General features: G+C 73.9%; 24 protein-coding genes. 16 read left to right on the top strand and 8 right to left on the bottom strand.

The annotated features are described in order from the left end of the window. Nucleotides 1-66: 66 nt before the first annotated feature. The gene (locus IEZ20_RS07620) at nucleotides 67-1,143 is read right to left on the bottom strand and encodes a Gfo/Idh/MocA family protein (protein ID WP_189295736.1); all 1,077 of its coding nucleotides are present in this window, start codon (nucleotides 1,141-1,143) and stop codon (nucleotides 67-69) included. 104 nt (nucleotides 1,144-1,247) lie between these two features. Here IEZ20_RS07620 and IEZ20_RS07615 point away from each other — a divergent pair, with 104 nt between their 5' ends. The 3 genes from IEZ20_RS07615 to IEZ20_RS07605 all read left to right on the top strand — a co-directional run bounded on the left by IEZ20_RS07615 (nucleotide 1,248) and on the right by IEZ20_RS07605 (nucleotide 3,381). Next, on the top strand, nucleotides 1,248-1,835 hold the full coding sequence (locus IEZ20_RS07615; RefSeq protein ID WP_189295734.1) for a TetR/AcrR family transcriptional regulator: 588 nt from the start codon (nucleotides 1,248-1,250) through the stop codon (nucleotides 1,833-1,835). Between the two features lie 61 nt (nucleotides 1,836-1,896). Then, nucleotides 1,897-2,463, top strand: coding sequence for a GNAT family N-acetyltransferase (locus IEZ20_RS07610; RefSeq protein ID WP_189295733.1), 567 nt, complete (start codon nucleotides 1,897-1,899; stop codon nucleotides 2,461-2,463). A 60-nt stretch (nucleotides 2,464-2,523) separates the two neighbouring features. Beyond that, nucleotides 2,524-3,381 carry a GNAT family N-acetyltransferase gene (locus IEZ20_RS07605; RefSeq protein WP_189295731.1) on the top strand — a complete coding sequence of 286 codons (858 nt, stop codon included), beginning with the start codon at nucleotides 2,524-2,526 and terminating at the stop codon, nucleotides 3,379-3,381. A 30-nt stretch (nucleotides 3,382-3,411) separates the two neighbouring features. Here IEZ20_RS07605 and IEZ20_RS07600 read toward each other — a convergent pair whose 3' ends face one another. After that, nucleotides 3,412-4,356, bottom strand: a complete 945-nt coding sequence (locus IEZ20_RS07600; protein ID WP_189295729.1) for a MurR/RpiR family transcriptional regulator — start codon at nucleotides 4,354-4,356, stop codon at nucleotides 3,412-3,414. 153 nt (nucleotides 4,357-4,509) lie between these two features. Here IEZ20_RS07600 and IEZ20_RS07595 point away from each other — a divergent pair, with 153 nt between their 5' ends. From IEZ20_RS07595 to IEZ20_RS07535, 13 genes are all read left to right on the top strand, one after another. Next, entirely contained in the window at nucleotides 4,510-5,508 is a 999-nt protein-coding gene (locus IEZ20_RS07595) for a BadF/BadG/BcrA/BcrD ATPase family protein (protein ID WP_189295727.1), read from the top strand. A gap of 8 nt (nucleotides 5,509-5,516) precedes the next feature. Beyond that, on the top strand, nucleotides 5,517-7,085 hold the full coding sequence (locus IEZ20_RS07590; RefSeq protein ID WP_189295725.1) for a sodium:solute symporter: 1,569 nt from the start codon (nucleotides 5,517-5,519) through the stop codon (nucleotides 7,083-7,085). Nucleotides 7,086-7,154: 69 nt separating this feature from the next. Then, a complete protein-coding gene (locus IEZ20_RS07585) occupies nucleotides 7,155-8,324 on the top strand; it encodes an anhydro-N-acetylmuramic acid kinase (protein ID WP_189295723.1) in 1,170 nt (389 codons plus the stop codon). Between the two features lie 213 nt (nucleotides 8,325-8,537). Further along, a complete protein-coding gene (locus IEZ20_RS07580; RefSeq protein WP_189295721.1) occupies nucleotides 8,538-8,894 on the top strand; it encodes a PRC-barrel domain-containing protein in 357 nt (118 codons plus the stop codon). Between the two features lie 25 nt (nucleotides 8,895-8,919). After that, nucleotides 8,920-9,090: a hypothetical protein gene (locus IEZ20_RS07575; RefSeq protein WP_189295719.1), complete on the top strand. Its 171-nt coding sequence runs from the start codon at nucleotides 8,920-8,922 to the stop codon at nucleotides 9,088-9,090. A 235-nt stretch (nucleotides 9,091-9,325) separates the two neighbouring features. Continuing rightward, nucleotides 9,326-10,501 (top strand): polysaccharide pyruvyl transferase family protein, encoded by a 1,176-nt coding sequence (locus tag IEZ20_RS07570; RefSeq protein ID WP_189295717.1) that lies wholly within the window; start codon nucleotides 9,326-9,328, stop codon nucleotides 10,499-10,501. Between the two features lie 34 nt (nucleotides 10,502-10,535). Continuing rightward, a complete protein-coding gene (locus IEZ20_RS07565) occupies nucleotides 10,536-11,945 on the top strand; it encodes an FAD-dependent oxidoreductase (protein WP_189295715.1) in 1,410 nt (469 codons plus the stop codon). A gap of 156 nt (nucleotides 11,946-12,101) precedes the next feature. Next, nucleotides 12,102-12,863, top strand: a complete 762-nt coding sequence (locus IEZ20_RS07560; RefSeq protein WP_189295713.1) for a LamG domain-containing protein — start codon at nucleotides 12,102-12,104, stop codon at nucleotides 12,861-12,863. Between the two features lie 308 nt (nucleotides 12,864-13,171). Continuing rightward, nucleotides 13,172-14,047, top strand: a complete 876-nt coding sequence (locus IEZ20_RS07555; protein ID WP_189295711.1) for an alpha/beta fold hydrolase — start codon at nucleotides 13,172-13,174, stop codon at nucleotides 14,045-14,047. A gap of 44 nt (nucleotides 14,048-14,091) precedes the next feature. Next, a complete protein-coding gene (locus IEZ20_RS07550; RefSeq protein WP_189295709.1) occupies nucleotides 14,092-17,037 on the top strand; it encodes an FAD-binding and (Fe-S)-binding domain-containing protein in 2,946 nt (981 codons plus the stop codon). Between the two features lie 52 nt (nucleotides 17,038-17,089). Next, nucleotides 17,090-17,932 carry a fumarylacetoacetate hydrolase family protein gene (locus IEZ20_RS07545; protein ID WP_189295707.1) on the top strand — a complete coding sequence of 281 codons (843 nt, stop codon included), beginning with the start codon at nucleotides 17,090-17,092 and terminating at the stop codon, nucleotides 17,930-17,932. Between the two features lie 67 nt (nucleotides 17,933-17,999). Then, a complete protein-coding gene (locus tag IEZ20_RS07540) occupies nucleotides 18,000-18,992 on the top strand; it encodes an SMP-30/gluconolactonase/LRE family protein (RefSeq protein WP_189295705.1) in 993 nt (330 codons plus the stop codon). A gap of 63 nt (nucleotides 18,993-19,055) precedes the next feature. Beyond that, nucleotides 19,056-19,574 (top strand): MaoC family dehydratase, encoded by a 519-nt coding sequence (locus tag IEZ20_RS07535; protein WP_189295703.1) that lies wholly within the window; start codon nucleotides 19,056-19,058, stop codon nucleotides 19,572-19,574. A gap of 30 nt (nucleotides 19,575-19,604) precedes the next feature. On the opposite strand, the gene IEZ20_RS07530 is transcribed toward IEZ20_RS07535, so the two are convergent. From IEZ20_RS07530 to IEZ20_RS07505, 6 genes are all read right to left on the bottom strand, one after another. Further along, nucleotides 19,605-20,081: an MSMEG_6728 family protein gene (locus tag IEZ20_RS07530; RefSeq protein ID WP_189295701.1), complete on the bottom strand. Its 477-nt coding sequence runs from the start codon at nucleotides 20,079-20,081 to the stop codon at nucleotides 19,605-19,607. Between the two features lie 41 nt (nucleotides 20,082-20,122). Then, a complete protein-coding gene (locus IEZ20_RS07525) occupies nucleotides 20,123-21,004 on the bottom strand; it encodes an SDR family oxidoreductase (protein ID WP_189295699.1) in 882 nt (293 codons plus the stop codon). 62 nt (nucleotides 21,005-21,066) lie between these two features. Continuing rightward, nucleotides 21,067-21,519, bottom strand: coding sequence for a hypothetical protein (locus IEZ20_RS07520; protein WP_189295697.1), 453 nt, complete (start codon nucleotides 21,517-21,519; stop codon nucleotides 21,067-21,069). Nucleotides 21,520-21,611: 92 nt separating this feature from the next. Continuing rightward, nucleotides 21,612-23,231: a phytoene desaturase family protein gene (locus IEZ20_RS07515; RefSeq protein ID WP_189295695.1), complete on the bottom strand. Its 1,620-nt coding sequence runs from the start codon at nucleotides 23,229-23,231 to the stop codon at nucleotides 21,612-21,614. Then, nucleotides 23,224-23,718, bottom strand: a complete 495-nt coding sequence (locus IEZ20_RS07510; RefSeq protein ID WP_189295693.1) for an SRPBCC family protein — start codon at nucleotides 23,716-23,718, stop codon at nucleotides 23,224-23,226. Before IEZ20_RS07510 ends, IEZ20_RS07515 begins: the two co-directional genes overlap by 8 nt. A gap of 251 nt (nucleotides 23,719-23,969) precedes the next feature. Then, nucleotides 23,970-25,481, bottom strand: a complete 1,512-nt coding sequence (locus IEZ20_RS07505; protein WP_229895935.1) for an FAD-dependent oxidoreductase — start codon at nucleotides 25,479-25,481, stop codon at nucleotides 23,970-23,972. Between the last annotated feature and the right edge of the window lie 51 nt (nucleotides 25,482-25,532).

Below are 25,532 nucleotides of genomic sequence, written 5' to 3'. Positions count from 1 at the left end.
CGCCGACCGTGGGTGCAGCCGCAGCCGCAGGCGGGGCCTTCGCCGTGGCGCCCACGGTCGGCACCCTCACCCGACCTTCTGCGCGGTGCCGGTCTCCGCGGAGCGTTCGATGGCCGCGAGCACCCTGTGGTGGGCCGCGGCGGCGTGGAAGTCGGGGCGGGGCCGGCGCCCTTCGGCGATCGACCGGGCGATCTCCTCGTAGACGGCCGCGACGTTGGCGACCGGTCCGGCGGCGGGGTCGAAGGGGACGGTCCGGTAGTCGTCGGGCACCTTCACCGGCTCGCCGTCGACCTTGATGTCCCAGTCGGTCCAGTGCATGTACATGCCCGGCCGGGCAGGAGTCACCGTCAACATGCCCTCGGCGCCGACGAGTTTGACGAAGAACCCGTCCGGCGTGCCGCTGCCCCCGTGCACGGCGACGGACGCGGTCGCGCCGTTCTCCAGGACGCCGTGGAGCAGCACCTGCGCGGGCACCCCGTTGGGCACCGTTCGGCCGGTCCCCGCGACGTCGACGTGGTCGTACGGGCGGGGCAGCCTGGCGGAGACCTCGACCAGGCTGCCCGCCATCCGGTCCAGGGTGGCCAGGAAGTGGCCGGCCATGACGGTCAGGAGCGAGGTGCCCCCGGCCGGGTCGGTGGACCAGGCCAGCTCCGGCGCGATGCGGGCGCCGCCCAGTGGGTCGCCCGCGGCGACCAGCACGGCCGATTCGAGCCGGCCGATCGCGCCTGCGGCCAGCAGGTCGGCCACGTACCGGGCGTCCGGGGACTGGTATCCCTGGAGGTTCACGGCGTGGACGACGCCGGCGGCGCCGGCCGCCCGGGCGAGGTCGTCCGCCTCGGCGGCGTCCACGCCCAGCGGCCACTCGGACAGCACGTGCTTGCCCGCCTCCAGCGCGGCCCTGATCACCTTCGCGTGCCCGGCCGCCTTGACCGACACCACCACCAGGTCCACGTCGGGGTGGGCGGCGAGAGTTCCGGCGTCGGCGAAGGCGAGCGGTACCCCGTGGGCCGCCGCCGCCTGGTCGGCGCTGGCCTGACGGGTCGTCGCGACCGCGGTCACCTCGAACCCGGCGAGTCCGGCCAGCGCGGGCAGGTGCGACACACCGGCCCAGCCGCCGGCTCCGACGATCCCTGCTCTGATCATGTGCCCTCCCCAGTTCCTTACCGATCGATACAAAACTAGGGGAGCCGCAGGAGGGGATCAAGGGGGTAACGTACCGATAGGTAAAAAACCTCGGGAGGTACGGCATGCCAGGCGGTCGCCCGCGCGCCTTCGACGCGGAGGCTGCGCTCGATCGGGCGCTGGAGGTCTTCTGGCGGCAGGGCTACGAAGGCACGTCCCTGTCGGAGCTGACCGCGGCCATGGGCATCAACAGGCCCAGTCTGTACGCGGCGTTCGGCAACAAGGAGCAGCTGTTCCGCACGGTGCTCGACCGCTATTTCGCCAGCCCCGGCGCCTTCGCCGTCGAGGCACTGGAAGCGCCCACCGCACGGGAGGTCGTCGAGAGGACGATCCTCGGCGCCGTCGAGCTGACCACCGGGCCGCACACGCCCCACGGGTGCCTGAGCGTCAACAGCGTGCACGCCTGCGGTCCGGACTCCGACCCCGTCCGGCAGGAGGTGATCGCCCGGCGGATGGCCGGCGAGGCCGCGCTTCGGCGGCGCTTCGAGCAGGCGGCCGACCTGCCCGCGGGCTGTGATCCGCGCGTCCTCGCCCAGCTCGTGCACACCGTCACCGACGGCATCGCCGTGCAGGCGGCGAGCGGCCGTACCCGCGAGCAGCTGCACCAGGTCGCCGCCATGGCGCTGCGCACACTGTTCCGGCCGCCGAGCTGATCGCGGCCGGAACCAACTAGTGTGTCCGGTAAGGCTGTCGGCAGAACAGGGGGGAACCGCCATGACCGCCGTCTCCAGGACCGTTCCGGCGACCATCACCACCGAGCGGCTGGTGCTGCGGCTGTTCGCACCCGGTGATGTCGAGGACCGGTACGCGTACCAGTCCCTGCCGGAGGTCGCGCGGTATCTCTACCGCCCGCCGCTCACCCGAGAGGCCTGTGCCGAGTCCATCGCGGCGCGGGCCGGGGGAACCGACTGGGAGGCCGACGGCGACGGGCTCCTGCTGGCCGTCTGCCGGGCGGGAGAGCCCGGTGTCATGGGCGAGGTGGTCCTCAACCTCAGGGACGCGCGCGCACGGCAGGCCGAGATCGGCTGGAGCCTCCATCCCCGGTACGCCGGCCACGGCTACGCCACCGAGGCGGCGGGTGCGCTGCTGTCGCTGGCTTTCGGCCCGTTGGGCGTCCACCGGGTCTTCGCCCGGCTCGACGTCCTCAACACCGCGTCGGCGGCCGTGTGCGAGCGGCTCGGCATGCGCCGCGAGGCCCATCTGGTCGAGAACGACCTCGACGGCGACCGCTGGGGCAGCGAGTACGTCTACGCGATGCTCGCCCGCGAGTGGAACGGCTGAACTCCGCCCGCCCGCGACCCAAGTGCTGCCCGGTTCCCGGCAGTTCGTGGATGATGCGGCATGCTCCCGGATGACGACTGGCACCTCACCGACGACATCGACGACTTCCTCGCCCGCGCCGGGGACTTCCTGCGTTCGCGGCCCGCGCTGCACAACACCCCGCTGACGACGATCGAGAAGCTGCGCACCCGCGGGCCGGACGCGTTCGGCTCCGAGGGCACCGTCTTCGGCCGGCTGGAGTCAGGGGGCGAGGTCCGCGCCGTCTGCTACCGCCTCGCGACCCGCCGCCTGACCCTCACTCCCCTCTCCCCCGAGCAGGCCGACACCCTCGCCGTCCGCCTGGCCGGCCTCGGCCTCCGGCTCTCCGGCGTCACCGCGGACCAGGACACCGCCGCCGCCTTCGCCCAGGCATGGCAGCGGCACACGGGCGCGGCGGCGGAACACGACTGGCGGGGCCGGCTCCACCGTCTGGGCACGCTCACCCCGCCGGAGCCGCGTCCGCAGGGCCGGGACCGCGTCCTGGACGCGCGCGACCAGGAGCAACTCCTGTACTGGTGCAACGAGTTCGTCGCCGAAGTGGGAGAGGCCCCCCTCGATGCCGCCTCCTGGGCCGGCTCGCGCTTCGCCGACAAGCACTTCACGTTCTGGGAGACCCCGGACGGCACGCCCGTCTCCCTGGCGGGCTCCACCTCGATGGTCGGCGGCATGGTCCGGGTGGACCCCGTCTACACCCCGGCCCCCCTCCGGGGCCGGGGCTACGCGGGCGCCGTGACGGTCGCGGTGACCAGGGCCGCGCTGACCGCGGGCGCGACGGACGTCGTCCTGTTCACGAACCCGGCCAACCCGACCAGCAACGCCCTGTACCGGCGCATCGGGTACGTCCCGCTGGCCGACTTCGCCGGGTACGGCTTCTCCTGAGCGGAGTGCCCGCCCGGCAGGGCCGGCCGCTCAGCCGGCGGTCGGCGTGCGGCGGGGCTGCTGCGGGGGCCTGCGGCGCTGGACGGCACGGTAGGTCTCGTGCAGGGCCGCGGTCGCGGTGTCGAAGCCGCGCTGGGCGACACCGACGAACAGGCAGTCCACCACGGCGAGCTGGGCGATGCGGCTGACGGTGGCGCCGGAGCGGAAGGGTGTCTCGCGGGCGGAGGTGGTCAGCACGAGGTCCGCGCTGCGCGCCAGGGCGGAGCGGGGGGCGTTGGTGAGGGCGATGGTGGTCGCGCCGCGTCGGGCGGCGGCCTGCAGCGGCTCCACGGTGTCCTCGGTCTCGCCCGAGTGGGAGACGGCCAGGGCGACGTCGCCGGGTCCGAGCAGGGCGGTCGCGGTGAGGGCGGCGTGCCGGTCGGTCCAGATGAACGCCATGTGGCCGATGCGGTGCAGCTTCTGGTGGAGGTCCTGGCCGACGAAGGCGCTGGCGCCGACGCCGAAGATGTCGATCCGCCGCGCTCCCGCCACGGCGTCCACCGCGCGGCCCAGGACCTCGATGTCCAGCCCGGCCCCGGAGTCCTCCAGGGCACGCACCTCGGTGTAGATGATCTTGTCGACGATCTCGCCCAGCGTGTCGGTGGCGCTGATGTCGGTGCTCGGTATGGGACGGTCGCCGTCGAGGGCGTGCTCGCGGGCCGCGGCGGCGGCCAGGGCGAGGCGCAGCTGGGGGTAGTTGGTGATGCCTATCGTGCGGCAGAAGCGCATCACGGTGGCCGCCGAGGTGTCCGCCCGTGCGCCGAGTGCGCTGATGGACAGCTCCGACGCCTGCGCCGGATCGGCCAGGACGACGTCGGCCACCCGCCGTTCCGAAGGCGCCATGGACGGCAGCTCCGCGCGGATGCGCGCCAGGGTCCCGGCGGGAGACGCCTGCTCCGGCCGAGCGGGGGTGCGGGGTGGTTTCCGGCCGGCCATGGTCCGCTCCCTCCTGGGTGGGTGGGACACGCTAACTCCACCCCGTCGGCGCGTCAAAAATTTACGCGCCCCACGGAATGACGTTACTTGTTGACATCCCAAGGTGTGCCTTCTGATACTCGCTGCAACCCCGGACACACGAAGGCGTGCCGCATGACAGCAGCAGTCGCGGTGGACCTGGGCAAGACCGGCTGCCGTGCCGTGCTGTGGGACGGCGCCGGCCCTGCCCAGGCTGTGCACGAGGCGCCCGGTGCCCCCGGGCTCGCCACGGACGGCGGAGTGGAGGCGGCCCGTACGGCCGTACTCGCCGCCGTCCGCCCGCTCCTGGCCCGGGCGCCCTCCCTGCGGCCCGCGGCACTCTGCGTGGGCGCGGCGGGCGCCGCCGCCGCACCGCGGGCGGCCCGCGACCTGGCCGGGCTGCTCCTCGGGGAGCTGCCCGCCGACGAGGTGGCCGTCACCAGCGACGCGGTCACCGCACACGCCGGTGCCCTGGGCGGCCGTAGCGGCGTGGTCCTCGCGATCGGCACCGGCTCGGTGGCCGTCGGCATCGGCGACGACGGGTCGTACGCGCGCGTCGACGGGTGGGGGCCCTGGCTCGGCGACGAGGGCAGCGGCGCCTGGATCGGCGCCGCCGGGCTGCGTGCCGCGCTGCGCGCCCACGACGGACGCGGACCGGGCACCGCGCTGCTGGCCGCCGCGAGGGAGCGCTTCGGCGACCCCGACCGGCTGCCCGTGGTCCTGGGACGCGACGGCAACCCCGCCCGGACCGCCGCGTCCTTCGCCCCGGACGTCGCGCGCGCGGCGGCAGCGGGTGACGCGCCGGCCGCGGCGATCGTCCGGGACGCCGCCACCGCGCTCGGCGAGGCCGTGCTCGCCGCGGCCGGCCGGATCGGCGGCGACGACCTCGGTGTCGCCGTCACCGGCGGCCTCACCGGACTCGGTGAACTCCTGCTCGGACCGCTGCGCGCGGCGCTCGCCGGCTTCCCGCGCCCGCTGCGCCTGCGGCCCCCGCTCGGGGATCCGCTGGACGGTGCGCGGCTGCTGACCCTGGACACCCGCACACCGCACGAGCCGCATGTCGTCCGCGTCCGGCGGGCGGCACCCCTCCCCACCGCCCCCACCCCGCCGGCCCCGCCGCCGGCCGTCGCCTAGGAGAGAGCGTGCGCCAACTCGACCTCGTGGTGGTCGTCGTCTACCTGGTGGCGATCGCCGTGATCGGACTGCGCCTGGCCGGCCGGCAGACGACGTCGAAGGACTACTTCGTCGGCGAGAGCAGCATGCCGTGGTGGACCGTCTCGTTCTCGGTGGTCGCCACCGAGACCAGCGTGCTCACCGTCATCAGCGTGCCCGGCGGCGCCTACAGCGGCCAGGGTTTCGGCAACGTGGAACTGGCCCTGGGCTACGTCGTCGGCCGCGTCGTCGTGGCCACCGTCCTCATCCCCCTGTACAAGCGGGGCGGCTTCGTCAGCGCCTACCAGTACCTCGGTACGCGCTTCGGGCCCAGACTCCAGGGACTCGCCTCGGTCACCTTCGTCTTCACCCGCCTCCTGGCCGAGGGCGTACGGCTGTTCGCGTCCGCGATCCCCATCAAGCTGCTGCTCGACGAGTTCGGCGTGCACGCGAGCTACCGCCTCATCATCGTCGTGCTCACCGTGATCACCGTCGTCTACACCTATCTCGGCGGCATCAAGGCGGTCATCTGGACCGACGCCATCCAGATGGGGCTCTACCTGGGCGGCGCGGTGCTCGCCATCGCCGTCCTGTCCGCGCACGTCGGCGGCGCCGGCCTGACCCGCGCCCTGGACGCCGGCGAATTCCGGCTCTTCGACACCGACTTCACCCTCGCCCACATCCTGACCAGCCCGTTCGCCCTGCCCACCGCCATCGTCGGCGGCGCGATCTTCGCCATGGCCAGTCACGGCTCCGACCAGCTCATCGTCCAGCGCATCCTGGCGACCCGCTCCCTGCGCGACGGCCAGAAGGCCATGATCGCCTCCGGTGTCTTCGTCACCCTCCAGTTCGCGGCCTTCTCCCTGGTGGGCGCGCTGCTGTGGTCGTACAACGGGGGCAGGAGCTTCCAGGAACTGGGCCTGAGCAGCTCCGACAACCTCTACCCGGACTTCATCCTGCACGGGCTGCCCGTGGTGGTCTCCGGTCTGCTCGTGGCCGGCATCCTGGGCGCCGCCATGGGCTCGCTGTCCTCCGCGCTGAACTCCATGTCGAACTCGACCGTCGCCGACATCATCCACAGCTTCTTCCGCAAGGCACCCCCCGAGGCCTCGCTGCTGCGGCTCGCACGGGTGATGACGCTGGTGTGGGCGGCGCTCATGGCGGTGTTCGCCTGTGCGTTCAGCACCAGCACCGGGAACGTCTACCTCACCGGTCTGACGATCGCCGGCTACACCTACGGCGCCCTGCTCGGCGCGTTCCTGCTCGGCCGCACGGTCCGGCGGGCGAACGAGACGGACTCCGTCGTGGCGTTCCTGGTGACGGTCGCGGTGATGACCTACATCGTGCGCGAGGTGAGGATCGACGTCACCGCGGCCGGCGGCACCGTACCGACGGCCATCGCCGCCCAGTGGCTGGTCCCGATCGGTGTGGTGGCCACCCTCGTCGTCGGCGGCCTGATGAGCCTGCTGCACCGCGCGCCGGAGCCCGCGGAGGCCCCGGCGGACGACGACCAGCCGGATCCGGGCCAGGGCCGCGTCACGACGGCCGCCCCCCGCTGACGGCCTGTCACCGCGGCCGCACCGGCCGCGCCCCGATCCCTCTCGACCCCGGCAGCCGTGGGAGGCACCATGCGGGTGATCGGCCTGATGTCAGGCACCTCGTACGACGCGATCGACGCCGCCGCCGCCGACCTCGCACTGGACGACGACACCCTGCTCCTGCGGCACCTGGGGCACCTCTCCGTCCCCTACCCGGACGACCTGCGCGCCCTCATCGCCGCCTGTCTGCCGCCGGCCGCCACCACCACACAGGCCGTGTGCGCCCTGGACAGCGGGATCGGGCAGGCCTTCGCCGGCGCGGCCGCGCGGGCCCTGCGGGACCTGTGCGCGGGAGCCGCGGACCTCGTGGTCTCGCACGGCCAGACGGTCCACCACTGGGTGGAGGACGGTGTCGTCCGCGGCACCCTCCAGCTGGGCCGGCCTGCCTGGATCGCGGAGGCGACCGGACTTCCCGTCGTCTCCGACCTGCGCAGCCGGGACGTGGCGGCCGGCGGCCAGGGCGCACCGCTGGTCGGGATGACCGACACCCTGCTGCTGCGCGCCCTCCCCGGCATCCCGGCGGCGCTGAACCTCGGCGGCATCGCCAACGTCACCGTCCTCGCGCCCGGCGCCGATCCGCTGGCCTTCGACACCGGCCCCGCCAACGCCCTGCTGGACGCGGCCGTGCACCATTTCACCGACGGCGGTGCCACCCACGACGAGGACGGGCGCCGTGCCGCCGCCGGACGGGTCAGCCCGGAGCTGCTCCGCTTCCTCCTGGACGACCCCTACTACCGCAGGCCCGCCCCCAAGACCACCGGCAAGGAGCACTTCCACCTGCCGTACCTGGAGCGGGCGCTCGACGCCGTCCCCACGCCCTCCCCCGACGACGTCCTGGCCACCCTGGCCCGGCTGACCGCCGTGACGGTGGCCGACGCCTGCCGTGCCCACCGGGTCACCGGACTCGTCGTCTCCGGCGGCGGCACCCGCAACCCGGTGCTCATGCGCATGCTCGCCGAGGAACTGCCCGGCGTACCGCTGCGCCGCAGCGACGACCTGGGGCTGCCCTCCGACGCCAAGGAGGCCCTGGCCTTCGCCACGCTGGGCTTCCTCACGGTCCACGGCCTCCCCGGCACCCACCCCGCCGCCACCGGCGCCTCCAGGGCAACGCTGCTCGGCAGCATCACCCCGGGCCTGCACCCCCTGCGCCTCCCCGAGCCGGCCACCCGCGCACCGCACCGCCTCCGGATCATCCGCTGACCCTGCCCACGGCTTCGGACCCTGCGGAACCGTGGCGCCTCGTCGGCGTCGCGCGTGGACGCCCGCCCGGGAGCCACGGCCGCCCTCGCCGCCCGCTCCCCGCCGGCGCCCCGCGATGGCGGGGTATCCGCTACGCCTTCCGGGGGCTTCGGGCGTCCGCCACCACATCACCTGCCTGCACATGGGTACCTCCCCGCAGAGGAGGTGGTGGCGATGTTCGAGGCATCCGATATCCGTGAGTGGCGAGGGCACGACGTGGTCGACAAGGACGGCCACAAGATCGGTGCACTGGAGTCGATCTACGTGGAGACAGGCACCGACGAGCCGTTCTTCGCCACGGTGACGGTGGGCCTGCCCACCCGGCGCCGGCTGGCGTTCGTACCGCTCGCGGGTGCGACCGTCGGTCCGGGGTACCTGAAGGTGGCCCACAGCAAGGACCGCGTCAAGAAGGCACCGTCGATCGACATCGACGGGGAGCTGACCGCCGCCCAGGAGCCCGAGGTCTACGCCCACTACGAGCTGGCCTACGCACCGGGCGCGGGCGGCGAGCGGCGCCTGGCACGCCGTTGACGTACCGAAGCCTCCGGGAGGCCCGATGATCCTTTTCCTGCTGCTCGTTCTGGTGGCCCTCGTCCTGGGCATCATCGGCTTCGCCGTCCAGGGCCTGTTCTACCTGCTGATCATCGGCGCCGTCATCCTCGTCGCCGATCTGGTCTACGTCGCCGTGCGCTTCAGCCGAGGGGGCCGCAAGCACATCGCCCGTTGACGCGCTCCGGAAGCGGCGCGCTTCCCCCGCTGGTCGCGGGCGCCTGGCCGGGGCGTCGGCGCGGGACGCGGTCGTGCCGGAGCTGCTCGCGGCCGAAGCCGTACGAGGCGGCCGGGCGGGAGCTCCTCGGCGGTCACCGGCGGGCCGAGGGCCGCTCCACCCGGTCGCGCGTCCTCACCGGAAGGCTGCAAGCTGGTACGGACATGCCCGAAACGTCGTACGGCAGGGAGCGGTCATGGATGGCGCAGACAGCGTGACCGTAGGCGTGCTGGGCTCCTACGGGGGCCGGAACGTGGGCGACGAGGCCATCCTCACCGCCCTGCTGGACCGGGTCCGGGCCGGCCGGCCCGGCACCCGCTTCGTGATCTTCTCGCGCCGTCCCGAGCACACCCGCGCCGTCCATCCGGAGGTCGAGGTCGTCGGCTGGGAGGGTGTCTGCCGGGAGGGCATCTCCGCGCACCTGCGGCGGCTGAACGTCCTGGTGCTCGGCGGCGGGGGGATCCTCTACGACACCGAGGCGCGCCGCTACCTGCGGACGGCCCGTACCGCCCAGGAACTCGGCGTGCCCGTCTTCACGTACGCCGTGGGGGCCGGTCCGCTCACCGACGAGGCGGACTGCGCGTGGGTCCGCACGGTGCTCTCGGACGCGGTCGAGGTGACGGTCCGCGACGAGGAGTCGAAGCTCGTGCTGGAGGAGGCCGGGCTCACCCGGCCCGTCACCGTCACCGCCGATCCGGCGCTGCTGCTGGAACCCGGCGACGGCGGCCGGGCGCTGCTGCGGGCGGAGGCCGTGCCGCGCGGAACGCGGCTGGTGGGCATGAGCGTACGGGAGCCGGGGCGTGCGGCCGAGCACCTCGACGAGGAGGGGTACCACCAGCTGCTCGCCAGCGTGGGTGACTTCCTGGTCCACCGCCTGGACGCCCATGTCGTCTTCGTCTCGATGGAACGCGGCGACATCCGGCACGCGCACGCCGTGGCCTCACGCATGGCGGAGGCGGACCGCTGCACGGTGCTGCGCGGCGACCACGGCCCGCAGCAGGTCCTGGACATCGTCGCCCAGCTGGACCTGGCCGTCGGGATGAGGCTGCACTTCCTGGTCTTCGCCGCGCTCGCCGGGATCCCCCTGCTGCCCCTGCCCTACGCGGGCAAGGTGTTCGACTTCGCCCAGCGGATCGGCGCGCCCGCCCTGCGCGGTGTGGTCCGGGAGACGGCGGGGCTGCTGCTGGCGGAGGTGGACCGCCTGTGGGACGAGCGGCGCGCCCGCGCGGCGGAGACGGCGGTCCGCACGGCGGCGATGCAGCTGCGGGCGGCCGACACCGCCGAGCTGCTCCTCGGTTACCTGGACGCCGCGGCCGCGCGGCCCGCCGTCGTCGACCGCGGCACGCCCGTGCCCGCCTCCACCGCGGGCTGACTCCGAGGGCCGCCCCTTCTCCGAGGGAGTGAACATGACCTACCTGATGCCTCCCCGGGTTCCCAGGAAGGTGGAGCTGCCGCCTCGTCAGGCGCTGCACGCGGGGTCCACACAGGTGCTGGTGATCGGCGGGGGGCCGGCCGGGATCGGTGCGGCCCTCGGCGCCGCCAACGCGGGTGCGGAGGTCGTCCTCGTGGAGCGCTACGGCTTCCTCGGCGGCAACGCGACCGCGGCCCTGGTGATGCCGCTGATGAGCTTCCACAACGAGGTCAAGCAGGCCGTGGCCGGCGACACCGCGCGGCTGCTGCCGCCCGACCACGGTGAGGGCGAGCCGGTCGTCGGCGGGGTGCTGTGGGTACTGCTCGACCAGCTGGTGCGCCGGGGAGCGGCGATCCAGCCCTCGCTGGAGACCGGCTACACGGTGCCCTTCGACCCGGAGCTGTTCAAGCTCGTGGCGTACGAGCTGCTGGAGTACCACGAGGTCCGCACCCTCCTCCACTCCTTCGCCTCCGACGTCCTCAGCCTGCCCGACCGGGCGCGTGCGGTGTTCGAGACGAAGTCGGGGCCCCTCGTCCTCGACGCGGACGTGATCGTGGACTGCACCGGGGACGGGGACATCGCGGCCGCGGCGGGGGCGTCGTACGAGATCGGCCGGCCGGAGGACGGCTGGACCCAGCCGATGTCGCTGATGTTCCGCATGGTCGGCTTCGACCACGAGGAGTTCACCGCCTACACCCGTGCCCACCCCGACCAGTGGCGGGGCGTGCACGGGCTGTGGGACCTGGTCCGCGCCGCCACGGACGCCGGGGAGCTGGACCTGCCGCGGGAGGACGTGCTGTTCTTCGCCACGCCCCACGCCGGGGAGGTGGCGGTGAACTCCACCCGCGTCACCGAGGTGCTCGGCACCAGCGTCTGGGACCTGACCCGGGCGGAGTTCACGGCGCACCGCCAGATGGCGCAGATCGCCCGGTTCCTGCACGACCGGGTGCCGGGCTTCACCGACTCCTACGTCGTCCAGAGCGGCGTCCAGGTCGGCGTCCGCGAGACCCGCCGGATCCTGGGCGAGTACCAGCTGACCGGCGAGGACGTGCTCACCGCCCGGAAGTTCGACGACGCCGTCGCCCGCGGCGCCTACCCGGTGGACATCCACAACCCGAGCGGTCGCGGCACCCTGCTGAAACGGGTGCCGCGCGGGGAGGCGTACGACATCCCGCTGCGCTGTCTCCTCCCCCAGGGGGTGGAGCGGGTCCTGGTCGCGGGCCGCTGCATCTCCGGCGACCACGTAGCCCACTCCTCGTACCGCGTCATGCCGATCTCCATGGCCACCGGGCAGGCGGCGGGGGTCTGCGCGGCGCTCGCGGCGACGGGGGGCCGGCCGCCGCGGGACGTCCCGGTGGGCGCGGTCCAGCGGGAACTGCGCGCCCAGGGCGCGAGCCTGCCCTGACCGGGGCCGCGTCCCTGACACGCGGAACACCGTCCGTGTCGTCGTGCGCGGCCGGCCGGGCCCGTAGCCCTCCGGAGCGACACCCCGAACGGATGTGCTGGCAGACGGGCGGTCACCTGGGCGCATGACCGGTGGTCAGCCGGTGAGACATCGCGTATGGACACATCGGCATCCCGCGGCCCCCTGCCGGGTCCGCGCACCCCGCCCCCGCCCGACGTGGTGTTCACGGCGGACTTCGCCTCGCCGACCCAGTGGGTCGCGGGTCGCTCGTGGGCCTATCCCGGAGGCGGCCCGGTCAATCCCGACGACGACAAACTGGACCACCTGGTCCCCGACGCCGACTACAGCCGCTCGGGAACGTTCCGGGCCACCCGCCGGACCGACGGGAACTGGGACACGGGACTGCTCACCACCGAGGACAGCGAGGAGGGGTTCACCGTCCGGCCGGGGGACGTCCTGGAGGCACGGGTCCGGCTGCCCCGGGAGGTCGGCGCCTGGCCGGCCATCTGGACCTGGCGGGACGGCAACCACGAGATCGACGTCTTCGAGTACCACCCCGACAACCCGGACCTGCTGGAGTTCACCAATCACGTGCGCCACGCCAACCGGTACGTCCGCGACGAGGCCGTCGGCCCCGGTGCCTGGATCGAGCTGCGCACCGAGTTCGGGGCCCGTTCGGTGGTCTGGTGGCTGAACGGCACACAGGTCTTCGCGGACGAACGCGGCGTGGGGCGCGCGTGGCGCGCCCACCTCATCGTCAACCTCTCGGTGAGCGCGGGCCGGTACCACCCGGCACCGGCGGCCGAGACCACCGAGATGTCCTTCGAGGTGGCGGACCTGGTCGTACGACGCCCGTCCCGCGGCGGCCGACCGCACAAGGAATCACACGAGGACGCCCACCGGCCGGAATCGGTCTGAGCGCCTACCGGTGGAACTCGTCTGAGGCGCGACCGACGCGATCCGAGGTCCTGCCGGCGCGATCCGCCCGAATGCCTGCCGGCCGGAATCCGTCCGGCCCTCCCCCTCCCGGTCCTCCTCCTCCGGCTCCCGCTCCCGCGCGTCGACGCCGCGCAGCGGTTCGCCGGCCCCGGTGCCGTCCCCGGGCTGTTCCCCCGGGCCGGTCGGGACGACGAAAGCCGGCGCGGTGCCGGCCTGTTCGCTGAGGAGCACGGACGGGTGCACGGAAAGATGCATCGGCCACCGACCGCGCCCCTAGCGTGACGGTCATGACGGAACCGGCAGAGATCACCCACCACACCGCCCGACTCAACGGCATACGGCAGCACTGGGTCCGTGCGGGGGACGGACCGCCGGTCTACCTGCTGCACGGCTTCCCCGAGACCTGGTACGGCTGGCGGAAGCAGATCCCGGTACTGGCCGAGCGGTACACCGTGATCGCGCCGGACCTGCGCGGCTACGGCGACACCGACAAGCCCGCCTCCGGCTACGACAAGCGGACCATGGCGCGTGACCTCCTCGCGCTGGCGGACCACCTCGGCCACGAGCGGATCGCCCTGGTCGGCCACGACCGCGGGGCCCGCGTCGGCACCCGCTTCGCCAAGGACCACCGCGACCGGATCGACCGGTTCGTGGCCATGGACAACATTCCCACCCGCGTCGTCGCCGAGACCTACGACGTCGACCTGGCCCGCCGGGGCTACTGGTTCTTCACCTTCCTCGGCGTGCCCGACCTCCCCGAGGCCCTCATCGCGGGCCGTGAGGAGACCTGGCTGACCCACTTCTACCGCAGCTGGTCGTACGACCCCGGCATGCTCACGCCGGAGGAGATCGCGGTGTACGTGCGCGCCTACCAGCAGCCCGGCGCCGTGCGCGGCTCCTGCATGGACTACCGCGCCGCGGCCGAGGACGTCGCCCAGGACCGGGAGGACGCCGACCGGCTCATCGACTGCCCCGTGCTGACCATGTGGGGCGAGGACTTCAGCGCCGTCGGACAGGCGTACGACGTCCTGGACGTCTGGAAGGGCATCGCCCGCGACGTCCGCGGCGTGCCCATTCCGCAGTGCGGCCACCTCTGCCAGGAGGAACGCCCCGACGTGGTCAACGCCGAACTCCTCGACTTCCTGGACGGCTGGGAAGGCTGAACGAGCAGCCCCCCCCGTCCTCCCCCTCACGGAATGGAGCAGTCATGGCGCTGCTGGAACCGGTACCGGACAAGCTCAGGCCCCGGCGGACCGACGGCCCGGCCGCCGACCGGGTGCCCGACGAGCGGGCGTCCGGCACCCCCGACGCCCTGCGCGCGGACCTGGTCCGTCTGCTGGGCCCGGACAAGGTACTGCACACCGTGTCCGACCTGGTGAAATACGCCTCCGACGCGAGCCCCTACCGCTTCGTGCCGAAGGTCGTCGTCATCGCCGAGCACGTGGCGGACGTGGCCGCGGTGCTGCGGTACGCCCACGAGCACGGGCGGGAGATCGTCTTCCGGGCGGCCGGGACCTCACTGAACGGCCAGGCCCAGGGCAGCGACATCCTGGTCGACGTGCGCCGCCACTGGACCGGCGTGGAGGTGCTCGACGGCGGCGCCGAGGCCCGGATCAGGCCCGGCACGACGGTGGGACGCGCCAACATCACGCTGTCCCGCCACGGCCGGCTGATGGGCCCCGACCCCGCCAGCTCCCGCGCCTGCACCGTCGGCGGGGTCGTCGCCAACAACGCCTCCGGCATGACCGCCGGTGTCACCCGCAACTCCTACCGCCTGCTGTCCTCCCTCACCCTGGTCCTGCCGTCGGGCACCGTCGTCGACACCGCGGCCCCGGACGCCGACGCGCTGCTGCGAACGGCCGAACCGGAGCTGTACGAGGGGCTGCTGACCCTGAAGGCCGAGATCGAGGACGATGCCGCGCTCGTCTCCCGGATCCGGGCCAAGTACGAGCTGAAGAACACCAACGGCTACCGGCTCGACGCCTTCCTGGACGGGTCCACGCCCGTGGAGATCCTGCGCGGCCTGATGGTCGGCTCGCAGGGCACCCTGGGCTTCATCGCCGAGACGGTGTTCCGGACGGTGTCCCTGGACCGGCTCACCCATACGGCCCTGCTGTTCTTCCCCGACCTCACGGCCGCCGCGGCGGCGGTACCGCTGTTCAACGAGGCCGGGGCCCGTGCCGTGGAACTGATGGACGGGAACACGCTGCGCGCCTGCGCCGACGTCGACGGGGTGCCCGCCGACTGGGCCGGCCTGCCCCGGGAGACGGCCGCGCTGCTGGTGGAGTTCCGCGCCCCGGACGACTCGGCCCACCAGGCCCACCGGCGGGCCGCCGCCGACGTGCTGAACAGGCTGACGCTGGTCACGCCGGTGGCGTCCGTCACCAACCGCTTCACCCAGGATCCCGCCACGGTCCGGACGTACTGGCACGCGCGCGAGGCCTTCATGACGGCCGTGGGCAAGGCACGCCCGGCCGGCTCCACACTGATCACCGAGGACTTCGCGGTGCCGCCGTCACGGCTGGCGGAGGCCTGCGAGGCGCTGACCGCGCTCCAGCTCCGGCACGGCTTCGACGCCGCGGTCGCCGGCCACGCGGCCCACGGCAACCTGCACTTCCTGCTGGCCTTCGACGCCGCCCGCCCGGACGAGGTGCAGCGGTACGCGGCCTTCATGGACGACTTCTGCGCCATGGTGGTGGACCGTTTCGACGGCTCCCTCAAGGCGGAGCACGCCACCGGCCGGAACATGACGCCGTTCCTCGAAGCCGAGTGGGGTGCCCGTGCCGCCGGACTCATGTGGCGGATCAAGGAGACCATCGACCCGGCGGGCGTCCTCGCCCCCGGGGTGGTGCTCAACCGCGACGCCCGGGCCCATCTGCGGGGCCTGAAGACCATCCCGGCCATCGAGGCGGTCGCCGACTCCTGCATCGAGTGCGGGTTCTGCGAGCCGGTCTGCCCGAGCCGCGACCTCACCACCACACCGCGCCAGCGGATCGTGCTGCGCCGCGAGATGATGCGCCAGCCGACCGGTTCCCCCGTCATGGACAGCCTGCTGGACTCCTACGGCTACGACGCCGTCGACACCTGTGCCGGCGACTCGACCTGCGCCATCGCCTGCCCGGTCGGCATCGACACCGGCGCCATGATGAAACGGTTCCGGCACCAGCGGCACTCCGAGCGAGAGGAACGCACCGCGGCCCGGGTCGCACGGCGGTTCTCCCTCGTGGAGTCGTCGGTACGCGCCGCGCTCGGTGTCGCCGACCACCTCGGCGACCGGGTCCTCGGCGGCGTGACCTCCGCCGTCCGCAAGGCGGTCTCCCCCGACCTGGCGCCGGAATGGATCCCCGGCATCCCCGGCCCGGCACCGGCCCGGCTGCCGCACACCGACCGCGCGAGCGCGACCGCCGTCTACTACGTGGCCTGCGTCAACCGGATCTTCGGCGGACCGGACGGCACGTCCGGCCCCTCCCTTCCGGAGGCGGTCGTGACGCTCGCGCACCGGGCCGGGCTGCCGGTATGGATCCCGCCGGACCTGGCCGGGTCCTGCTGCGCGACCATCTGGCACTCCAAGGGCTACGACGACGGCAACACCGTCATGGCCAACCGCACCGTGGAGCGGGCCTGGGAGTGGACCGACGGCGGCCGTCTGCCGCTCGTCGTCGACGCCTCCTCGTGCACGCTCGGCATCGGACGGGAGGTCGTACCGTATCTGACGCCCGCGAACCGGACGAAGCACGAGGCGCTCACGGTCGTGGACTCGGTCGAGTGGGCCGCGAACGAGCTGCTGCCACGCCTGCGGGTGACCGAACGGTTGGACAGCGCGGTGCTGCACCCCACCTGTTCGATGCGGCACCTGGGAGATGCCGAGGAGCTGCGCGCGGTCGCGGAGTTCGTCGCCGAGGACGTCGAGGTGCCGGTCCACGCGGAGTGCTGCGGGTTCGCCGGCGACCGGGGCCTGCTGCACAGGGAGCTGACCGAGTCGGCGACGGCGCACGAGGCGGCGGAGGTCGCCGCGGGGTCGTACGACGCCTATCTGTCCGCCAACCGGACCTGTGAGATCGGCATGGAACACGCCACCGGGCGCCCCTACCGGTCCGTGCTGCTCGCCCTCGAACGCGCCACCCGCCCCGCCGGTCCCGGCCCCGGCCGTTGACGCCCCCTTCACCCTCCTCCCCCTCGCCCCTCCTCCGCCCCAGGAGCACCCCATGCGTATCGCCCATCTCGCCGGACGTCTGGTCCTGGTCACCGACGGCCGGGCGGTCGACGTCCAGAAGGCCAGCGGTGACCTGTTCTCCGCCGATCCCCAGGCCGTCTACTCCCGCTGGGCGGAGTTCCGCGACTGGGCGGCCCGCGCCGACCTCGGCGACGGGGTCCCCTTCGACCCGGCCGACCTCGGCGCCCCCGCGCCGGCCCCGCGTCAGCTGCTCGCCGTGGGCCTGAACTACCGCGAGCACATCTCGGAAGCGGGCTTCACCACGCCCCGGGGCATGCCGCCGGTCTTCACCAAGTTCGCCACCAGCATCACCGGACCGGTGACCGAGGTGACACTGCCCCCGGGCGGCCACACCGACTGGGAGGTGGAGCTGGTGGTGGTCATCGGCCGCCGGGCCCACCGGGTCCCGGAGGCCGACGCCTGGAGTCACGTGGCGGGCCTCACCGTCGGCCAGGACCTCTCCGAGCGCGTCCTCCAGATGGACGGCCCGGCTCCCCAGTTCGGCCTCGCCAAGTCCTACCCGGGCTTCACCCCGACCGGCCCCTGGCTGGTGACCCCGGACGAGTTCGACGACCCCGACGACCTGGAACTGACCTGCGCCGTCAACGGCGAGGAAGTGCAGCGTGGCCGTACCCGGCAGCTGATCTTCTCCGTCCCCGCCCTCATCGCCAGGCTGTCCGGCGTGCTGCCGCTGCTGCCGGGTGACGTCGTCTTCACCGGCACTCCCGCCGGTGTCGGCCTCGGCCGCACCCCGCAGCGCTGGCTGGCCCCGGGCGACGAACTGGTCAGCTCCATCGAGGGCATCGGCGAACTGCGCCAGCGCTTCACCGGCTGACCGCCTCCGCCCCACCGCACACCATCCCCCTGCCCACCCACCGATCAACCTGCCGAGAAGGAATGACATGACCAGCCGTACGACAACACGGACACGTACCGGTCTCCTGGCCACGGCGGTGGCCGGCGTCCTCGCCGTCACCGCCGCCGGACCGGCCACGGCCGACCCGGCCTCCGCCACCGTGGCCGGTCCGGCGGCCCCCGTACGCTTCTTCGCCCACCTGGACGTGAGCGGCGGGCAGCGGCCGGAGAACATCGCCCTGGAGCCCGGTGGGAGCGCCGTCGTCACCTTCGCCTACAACCGCCAGGTCGCCCGCATCACCCCCGACGGCCGGGTGCACGTCCTCGCGACGCTGCCCGCGCCGCCCGCGGGCTCCGTCACGCCCGCCCTCACCTCGCCCTTCCTCGGCGGCATCGTCCGCGCGCACGACGGAACGCTGTACTTCCTGTACGCCACCGGCAGCAGCGACCTGACCGGCCTGTGGCGCCTGCGTCCGGGCGGCGGCCCGCGGCGCATCGCCGCGCTGCCGGCCGCCGGCCTGCCCAACGGCCTGGCCCTGGACGAGCACGCCGGTGTGCTCTACGCGGCGGACTCGGTCCTGGGCACGGTGTGGCGCGTGCCGGCCACCGGCGGGGCCCCCACCGCGTGGTCCACCGCGCCCGAGCTGGCCGCCGACGGGTTCCTGGGGGCCAACGGGCTCAAGGTCCACCGCGGCGCGGTCTGGGTGTCCAACCTGGACCGCGGGACCGTCCTGCGCATCCCGGTCACCCGCCACGGCACGGCCGGCGACGTGCAGACCCGCGCCACCGGGCTGGTCGACATCGACGACTTCGCGTTCACCGGCCGCGGGGACACCCTGCTGGCCGCGATCAACAAGGACAACGAGGTGGCCCGGGTCGAGCCCGGCGGCCGGCACACCGTCGTGCTCACCGCCGCCGACGGACTGCAGGGCCCGACCTCCCTCGCCGTACGCGGCACCACGGCGTACGTCGCCAGCGCCGCCTACTTCACCGACGACGACCCCAACCTCCTGGCCGCCCGGATCGTCCCCGGCGCGTAGGCCCGGACGCACGCGCGCGTGACGAGACGCCGGCGAGCCGGACAGCAACGAGAGGACAGCGTGATGGATTCCCTGCACACAGCACCCCCCGCGACCGGGTTCGACCCGGACGCGTTCCTCGTCGTCCCGCCCAGGACCTTCGAGGACCTGCGCGTCGGCGAGGTGTTCCGGGCCCCCAGCCGTACCCTGACCGACGCCCACGCCGCGGCCTTCCAGACGGTCTCCGCGGACAACCACCCGGTCCACTACGACGCCGAGTGGGCACGCCGTCACGGCCACCCCGCGCCGGTCGTGCACGGACTCCAGGTCCTGGCGTTCACCGCGCCGGGCGCGACGCTGTTCCCGCACTTCATCGGTGAGGTGTTCGTCAGCTTCCTGGAGCTGTCCTGCACGTTCCTGGCCGAGGTGCACTCCGGGGACACCCTGTACCCGGCACTCACCGTCACCGGCCTGGAGCCGCGGGGCGAGAACGGTGTCGTGGTCACGGCGGCCACCGTGCACAACCAGCGCGGCGAACTTGTGCTGTCCGGACAGCACAAGTACCTGCTGCGGCGCGGGGCCGGCGCAACCGGCGGCGGGTGACCGGACGTCCTCCGTCCGGGCGGGGCGCGGTCAGGTGGCGGCCTCGTCCCGGTCGGAGGCCGGCCAGACGTAGGGCAGGTCGTCGGGGACGCCGGGGAACGCCCGCGCGTAGGCCTCCCGGTCCTTGCGGACGAGCGCGGACTGGTGGCTGCGGTGGAAGGCCTCGTCACCGAGCCACGGCGGCAGTTCCCCGGCGGCGCCGAGAGCGGGCTGGTCGCGCACCGGCGCACCCGGACGGCACGCGGCGTATCCGGCGACCAGCGAGGCGGCGCAGCTGTCCTGGTGGCCCTGCTCCCGCCACACCCGGCAGACTTCGAGGCCGTAACGGACCAGGGCCTCCTCGTAGCCGCGCCACATCCGCACGGCCGGGTGCCTGCGCCAGCCGTAGCCGGGAACCGTCAGCCCGCGCAGCACCTGGAGCGCCTCGACCCGCTGTTTGCCCAGCCGGCGGCGGTCCAGCAGCAGGGCGGAACGCCGGAAGTCGGCATCGGGCAGGAACGTCTGCATGGGCGCCGTCCTGGAGGTGGATGGGGGGTGGTCGCGCGTCCTCAGGGGGCGTGTCGTCGTGCCGCGTGGTCGGCCTCGCCGCCGGCGCCGAGCAGCCCGGTCGGGGCCAGTGCTCCCTCGGCCTCCAGACGGGCCAGGTCGCGGCGGGCCAGGCGCAGCACCAGCGGCGGCAGGGCGGCCCGCACCGGCTGCACCAGCCGCAGCCAGGGAGGTGCGTACACGGCTGTGCGCCGCTTCTCCAGGCCGCGTACGATCCGGGCGGCGACCTCCTCGGCGGGGTACACCCGGCGCGCGGGCGCCGGCATGTGGCCGCGCAGCTCGCGCAGCACGGCGTACCGGTCGGCGTCACGCACCATGTCCGTGTCGGTCCAGTTCAGGTAGGCGATGCCCACGGCGACGCCGTGACCGGCCTCCTCGGCGCGCAGCGCGTGCGCGAAGGCCTCGGCGCCGGCCTTGGACGCGCAGTAGGCGCTCATCAGCGGAGCGGCGCCCAGCGACGCGAGTGAGGCGATCTGCAGGTAGTAGCCGGCCGTGACCCGCAGATCGGGCAGGAAGACCCGTGCGGTCTGGGCGCTGCCGGTCAGGTTGGTGTCGACGACCCGGCGCCAGTCGGCCGGATCCGTCGCGGCGAGCGGGCCGCCCTCCGCGATTCCGGCGTTGGCGATCACCACGGAGGGCGGCCCGAGACACCGGCGGACCTCACGGGCGGCCCGCTGCAGGGCCCCGAGGTCGGTCACGTCCGCCTCGACCGCGAGCCCCGGGACCGGCAGCCGCGCGGCCAGCTCGTCCATCAGGTCCTTCTCGTGGCCGAGGAGGGCCGGCCGCGCTCCCCGCCGGGCCACCTCCCGGACGAGGGCCGCTCCCAGGCCGCGCGCGGCACCCGTCACCACGACGGTCCGGTCGAGCAGGGGACTGCTTCGCACGGCTTCCCGCCTTTCTCCGTGGGTCGTCCGGTGCGCTCGGCGCGCTCCGGCCCGGGGTGCGCTCAGGCGCGAGCGGCCGGAGGGCCCGCGGTGTGGTCGGGGTGTCCGGGGGTGCGGCGGGCCTCCTTCATCTCGGCTTCGTACAGGTGGTCCCGGCCCTGGGCGAGGGCGTTCACCACGTCGCGTTCCAGCTCGCAGAAGGGCCGGTAGTAGGTGGCGTTGTAGGCCTCGACGACCTGGAAGGTCCAGTGCCCCGGGATGACGTTGCGGCCCAGGATCTCGGTCTCCACCCGGTCCGCCCACTCGCGGTGCCCGGCCTCGCGCAGCAGCCGTACCGACCGGTCCAGCTCCAGGTCCGCGCCGCCGGTGAGCTGGTGGAAGCTGTACAGATGACCGCGGGCGCGTTCCGTGGTCTCCAGTGCCTTGGACAGCGACCCGAGGGCCTCGACGGTCAGGTCGTCGACGCCGTCGGGACGGCGGTGCCCCGTGTCGGGCCCGTCCTCGTAGTCGTTCATGGCACTCCTTGGCCGCTGTACGCCGGATGTCGTCTGCGTTTCCCTTCCCGGGAAGGCACGTGGACCGGACGCGCCGTCGGCCGGACGTGTGATCAGCGCTTGCGTCCGGTGCGGTCCCGGCGGCTGAGGACGCGTTGGGCGGCGGCGAGACCGGGGGCCCGGTGGGCGCGCAGTGCGGCGCGCGCCGCGTTGGCGCCGGGGGCGCCGTGCACGCCTCCGCCGGGGTGGGCTCCGGCGGAGGCGAGGTAGAGGCCCGGGACGGGGGTCTCCGGCCGCCCGGTGCCGGGTACCGGCCGGAAGAAGAGCTGCTGGTGCAGCGCGGTCGTGCCGCCGTTGATGGCACCGCCCGAGAGGTTGGCGTCGAGCGACTGGAGGGTGGGCGGCGCGAGCACCCGCCGGGCCCGGACGAGCGAGCGGAAGCCCGGCGCGAAGCGCTCCACCTGCCGTTCCACGCGGTCCGCCATGCGTTCGGCGTCCGCCGGGGCCCAGCTGCCCGTGATGCCCTCGTCGCCGGCGTCCGCCCGGATGTCGTGCGGGACGTGGGTGTACGCCCAGGCGGCCTCGGTGCCCGTGGGGGATCGTGTCCGGTCCGCGAGGGTCATCTGGCCGAACAGCAGGAAGGGCCGGTCGGGCACCTGGTGCATGGCGATCTGCGCGGCGAAACGGGTCAGCTCGTCCATGCCGTCGGCCAGGTGCACGGTCCCGGCGCGGCGTGCCTGTTCCGCCTGCCAGGGCACCGGGCCGTCGAGCGCCCAGTCCACCTTGAAGGTGGCGAAGTCCCACTGGAAGCGCCGCAGGTCCGTGAGCAGTTGCGCGGGAAGGTACTCGCGGCCGACCAGTTCCCGGTAGAGGGCGGGCACGGCCACGTCGGCGAGTACGGCTCTGCGCGCGGGCACCGTCTCGCCCGTGGCGGTCCGTACTCCGACGGCACGGCTGCCGTCGATGACGATCCGCTGGACCCGCTCCCCGCAGGTGACCGCGCCTCCCCGGCGGCGCAGCCGCCTGACCAGTGCTTCGGTGAGGGCACCGGACCCGCCCACGGGCACCGGGAAGCCGTACGTCTGGCCGAGCATCGACATCAGCCAGCCGAAGCCGCCGCTGCCCGCGGACTCGGGCGCGAGGTCGGCGTGCAGGGCGTTGCCGGCCAGCAGCAGTCGGCCGCCCTCGCCGCGGAACTCCTCCTCCCCCATCCGGCGCACGGGCAGAACCAGTGACCGGGCGGTGCGCAGGCCGCCCGCCGCCCGCAGGGTGCGCAGCAGTCCGAGCGTGGCCCGTACGGGCGGGAAGGGGGTGAACAGGGTGCCGAGCAGGTCGGGTTGCAGTGTCTGCCAGAGGGTGAACAGGCGCCGCCAGGCCGCTCCGTCACCCGGTGCGAACGCCTCCGCGGACGCGGCCGTGATGTCGATCCTGCGGTCCAGCACCGCGCACCGGCCGTCGGTCAGCGGGTGCGCGAGCACGTGCGGGGCGTGGCTCCAGCGCAGCCCGTGATCCTCCAGGCGGAGTCCGGCCAGGACGGGGGACGCGGCGGCCAGGGGGTAGAAGGAGCTGAAGAGGTCGCTGACGAAGTCGGGGTGGACGCCCCGGTCGTGCCGGACCGCGCCGCCCGGCTCCGGCTGTTCCTCGAAGACCTGGACGCTCCAGCCGGCGTCGGCCAGGATGTTGGCGGCGACGAGTCCGTTGGGTCCCGCCCCGATCACCACGGCGTCAGGCATGGCCGGTCCCCTCCGCGGGGCGTGTCCGCGGCGCGGACCGCCGCCGGTGGCTGCTGCGGCCGTCCTCGCAGCAGCGGGCGAGGCGGGCGAGCATGGAGCGGTGGCGTATCTGGATCAGCGCCTCGAGACCGGCGTTGTGCAGCAGGGCCCCGGGCCCCTGCAGAGGGTGCTCGTCCACGAGGACCAGGCAGTGTTCGCCCCACTCGCGCAGCTCGATGGAGAAGCGGGCCGAGCCGAGGAACCCGGCGATGATCTCCAGTTCCAGGAGGGATCCCTCCCGGCAGTGCCGTACGACCGTCTGGTTGCGGAGCTGGAGGGGGCCCAGCCGGATCTCGTAGACGAGGGTGGCGTCCTTCTGCGGCCACTGTCCGAGCTTCGGCCGGGAGGCGCCGGTGCCGACCACCCACTCGGCGTACCGATGACCGTCGGCGAGGACGTCCCAGACCGCTGCGGGGTCGGCCTTGATCACACGATGCCGCACCGCCATGTGTGCCTCCGGGGGCATGAGAGCCGATGGATGTCACCGGGTGCCCCGGGAAGCCGCGGACGAACCCCGGCGGCCGGCGAGGGGCGCGGCACCGGCCGGCACCGGTTGCGCCGCGGTGCCGGGTTCACCCGGACGGCTCCGTGTGCGGGGGCCCTCGCGGGGAAGCCGGGGGTGGCGCGGGCCGGTCCCTTCGGACGCAGTCCGGGCGGCGGGTGCCGTGGCCGATCCCCGAGCAGGTCGCGGCACCCGCCTCAGCGTGCCGCCCGTGTACCCGGTCCCCACCCGGCCAGGCCCCGCAGCAGGGCGCTCCGGCCGCGGTGGGGAACCGTCCACAGGGCCACTCCGCGCAGCCCCCACCGTTCCAGCAGGGCGTCGGCGGCCAGGAAGCCGGTCGTGGCGGCCCGCTCCATCAGCGCCACGGGCAGGCCGGTGCGGACCAGGTCACCGGCCACCACGAGCGCCGGGTCCGGGGTACGGACGGTCGGCCGGTCGCGGTAGCCGCCCACCGGGAACAGCGGGCAGTCGTCACGCCATTCGTGGCGGGCACCGACGATCGTCGCGCCGCGCGTCTCGGGGTAGACACGGTGCATCTGCCGGACCAGGCGCTTCTCCTCGACGTCCCGGGAGGTCTGTGCCCCGACCGCGTAGGCGTGGAGTTCGAGCACGGACCCGCCGGTGCGGGCGGCCCAGTGCGCGGCCTCGTCCTCCCACCGCTCCAGGACACTGATGTTGTCCAGGGTGGGGAACCCGCCGGTGCCCAGGAAACCCGGCCGGTCCGCCGCCACGGGCCGGTCCAGCCACAGCCGGGTCACGAGGAACGGCGGGGCGGTGCGCAGCCGGGCGATCCGCGCCCGCCAGGGGGCGTCGCCCAGCCCGTCGGAGCGGGCCACGAGTGTGCGCAGACCGGTGGTGTCCAGGGCGAGGACGACACTGTCGTGGTGCCGTTCGTCCCGGTCCGTGGTGACCTGGTAGCCGCCGTCCGGCCGCGGCGTGATGTGCTCGACGGCCGTGGAGGTGCGCACGTCGGCTCCGTGCCGTCGCAGGTGGCCGGCGAGCGGCTGCCACAGCGCGGGGAAGGGCGCCCGGGGCACGTCGAACAGCAGGCCCTCGCTGGAGCCGAGGAAGTAGATGTGGAACATCAGCGCCATCTCGGCCGCCGAGAGCCGGCGGGGGTCGGCGAAGAAGCTGCGCGAGAACACCTCGAACGCGAGGTGCCGGGCCCTCTCGGGGAAGCGGACGGCGTCGAGGAAGTCGTGCGCGCTGGTGTGGTCGAGCCGGTCGTAGATCTCGGGGACACGGACGTCGAGCAGCGGGAGAGCCGCCACCGGGTTCATACGGCGCAGGTCCCGGAGGGTGAAGGAGGGACTGAGCACGGCGAAGCCGAGCGCGTTGCACGGCGGGGTGCGCGGGACGCGGCGGAAGCTCTCCCGGGACCCGTCGGCGTGCAGCAGCGGGTAGTCGGGCAGAGCGGTCAGCCGCCGCAGGCCGGGGTCGGTACGGCGGAGCAGACCGCGCAGGTTGTAGTACTGGCGGAAGAAGGCGTGGAAGCCACGGCTCATGGTCACCGGGGTGCCGTCCGGCAGGCTGGTCGGCCAGCCTCCGGCGCGTCCGCCGAGGTAGGGCTGCCGCTCGTACAGGGTCACGGCCACCCCGCGTTCGGCGAGCGCGGTGGCCGCGGCGAGACCGGCGATGCCGCCGCCGACGACCGCGGTCGTGGGGCGCGGTCCCTCGACGCGCCGCCTGCCCGGTCTGGCCGGCAGCATTCGGGCCCGCCGGTCCCGGCCGTGCCGGGTGTGCTCCGGATGCCCGGGCCG

The sequence above is a fragment of the Streptomyces cinerochromogenes genome (assembly GCF_014648635.1).
Classification (GTDB): Bacteria; Actinomycetota; Actinomycetes; order Streptomycetales; family Streptomycetaceae; genus Streptomyces; species Streptomyces cinerochromogenes.
The sequence above is the reverse complement of the archived record's forward strand: the minus strand, read 5'-3'. Positions and strand labels throughout refer to the sequence as shown.